Raw genomic sequence first — 2,411 nt, 5'->3', positions numbered from 1 at the left:
GCAACCAATCTCCTTTTACTTTTTTCCACTCTTTATATTGAAAGGCTCTAGCATATAGGGATAATCCGATTGGATCAATTTTATTCTGCTGTATTTGATTTAATATATTTTGTAAATTATTATTAATTTCTTTTTCAATAGCACTTTTTAAATTATTTATATTTTTTTTATTATCATATTGCCCCTTAACTAAATTCGTATTGGTTTTTTCTATTAAAGCTATATTAGCATGTATATTGAAATTAAATACAAACTTTCCGTTTTGAAAAGTAACATCTACCTTCCTTGTCGCGTTCTGTACGAAGATAGAAGTGTTTGTTTTTTTGTTTGCTTTTTTAGGGGGAAGCGCAAGGTGTAGTATCATTCGGCCGTTACTTTTTGGCTTATTTATAAGATTGAAAAATTTAACATCTTTTTTAGGGATATGAGTTAAATATTTCCCTTTTCGATTTAACAATGCAATTCCTACTGTGTCGATTTCATTCATTGTTTTTTTAATAATTGGAACAGTTTGTGTCATTCCTTCTTCATTTTTTTCCCTCATTAATTGTTGAATTGTAGAAGAGACGGATTGGTTATTTTGAATAGAGGATTCGATTACACCATTTATATAAGATGAAAGTGATGGTTTACTAGGCTTGTGAATTTTAAAGATTTCTTCTACAGGTCCATCTACAAGTACTACTTTAGCATTAATGGTAGCATAAGGATCACGGTAAGAAGAATCAAGCTCCTGCAACCAATTTGCTTCTTGCGCTAATTTTTTCCCAATTAAAATGATTTCAGCTTTGGAAGCTGTCATAAAGCCCGTTAACTTCGTATCTATCTTACTGAATCCAGTATATACAGTTGATGCTTGTGTCCAATGTTCTATAGTACTTTTTGGTTGTTTATGATGAAAGAGTGGTATGCTTGTTCCAACTTTTATATCTCCATTAGGGGTTCTATCCAAGCCAATTAACAGGATTAATGAAACCCTCTCAAGAGGAATTCTCTGACTACAACCAATTATATATACACAACAAATTACAATCCATATCCATTTTCGAATCAAAGTTGTTTCCTCCTAGTAATCCAAGTAAAAAGAATACTGTAAGCGAAAAATAAGATTGGTAATAGAATAAAGAAAACGACATTTAAAATATCCATAAGAGAATATATAAACAAATATTGATCCACATTGGGATTTAGAAAAATAAATAAGCCGACTATTAATAACATAAAACCAACCAGCACCCAATTGCGAGCGTTTTTTTGAAGTAAAGTGGTCACAGATTCAAAACTGAAAAATAAATACGGATATATCGTAGTGGAAAATACAATTAAATAGTAAGCGATATATATAATTTCTAATCGTTCTATGAAAGAAAAACGAACCCCTTTTAACAGATGAAATACTGGCCAAATCACGTCTTTTATCCCCTCCGGACTAAAGTATATATAAGAAAGGATAGTCACATATAGGTAGAGAAACATGGTTCCAGTATTCGCAATGAGTAGTCCTTTAATAGCGTGTTGTTTTTTTTGTAAGAACGGATAAATAAAATATGCAATTTCTAAGCCTGCATAAGGGGTAATGGTTTCTTTCGTTGCTTTTACAATAGGGTATATACCATCTTTAAAAATAGGTAGTAGGTGTAATGGAGCATACATACTCTTTAATGAAAAAAGAAGAAATAATGGCATCCAGGTAGTGAAGAAGAAAACAAGCATAGAATAACTAGTAAGAGCCCTTAAACCACTCAGGGCCAAAATAATAAAAGGTAATAGTAATAATATGGTGATTTGATAAGCAGGAGGGGAAGGGAATATCCATACTTTTACAATATCAGTTGCTTTTAATAAAGTATTAAAGCCAACAAAAAATAGATAAAAGGCATATAAAAGAAAAAGGATTGTCCCTATCCATTTACCAAAGTATGTTTTTAAGATTTGTGAGAAATTTTTATCAGGATTTTTTTGTAACATTAATATAATAAATACGCCGATTATAGAAGTAGTTATCCATCCAAGGATGATAGATATCCAACCATCTGTGCCAGCGGTAGTAGCAAGTGGACTTGGCATAATTAACATACCTGATGCAAGTTGCAGTGAATGGATGAAAACAATAAATTCAAATAAAGTTATGTTTTGAAATTTAAGATTCCCCATGCGAACCACCTTCTTTTTTCTTTTTTTGTTTCGGCTGTCCTGTACTCGAGCGGGTAGTGATCATAGAAATAGGAAATCTTACAAAAGAATCTTTTAACTCTTGAAGCCGAAATGGTGCGATTGGCAATCCGTATGGTGAACCATACGAAGTTAGTGAAACAAAATGAGCAAATAAAAGCATTAATCCACTAACAATACCTACAATCCCATAAAAGTAAGCCAATAACATCATTGGAAAACGGATAAGGCGTATAGAA

3 protein-coding genes are annotated in these 2,411 nt (G+C 31.8%); all 3 read right to left on the bottom strand.

The features are described from left to right. The coding region (locus MR160_RS33420; RefSeq protein ID WP_242299195.1) for a Ger(x)C family spore germination protein at window positions 1–1,054 on the bottom strand (1,054 nt) is incomplete at its 3' end. After that, window positions 1,051–2,154 (bottom strand): GerAB/ArcD/ProY family transporter, encoded by a 1,104-nt coding sequence (locus tag MR160_RS33415; RefSeq protein WP_242299194.1) that lies wholly within the window; start codon window positions 2,152–2,154, stop codon window positions 1,051–1,053. The genes MR160_RS33415 and MR160_RS33420, both read right to left, overlap by 4 nt. Next, window positions 2,141–2,411 (bottom strand): spore germination protein (locus tag MR160_RS33410; RefSeq protein ID WP_242299193.1); only part of this gene is annotated, 271 nt, incomplete at its 5' end. The genes MR160_RS33415 and MR160_RS33410, both read right to left, overlap by 14 nt.

Source organism: Bacillus cereus group sp. BfR-BA-01382, from assembly GCF_022663475.1.
GTDB classification, from domain to species: Bacteria; Bacillota; Bacilli; order Bacillales; family Bacillaceae_G; genus Bacillus_A; species Bacillus_A thuringiensis_S.
This window is presented reverse-complemented; position numbering and strand designations above follow the sequence as displayed.

Excerpts from the sequence above, each read along its gene's own strand:
- MR160_RS33415 (WP_242299194.1), bottom strand. The coding sequence starts at position 2,154 with ATGGGGAATCTTAAATTTCAAAACATAACTTTATTTGAATTTATTGTT.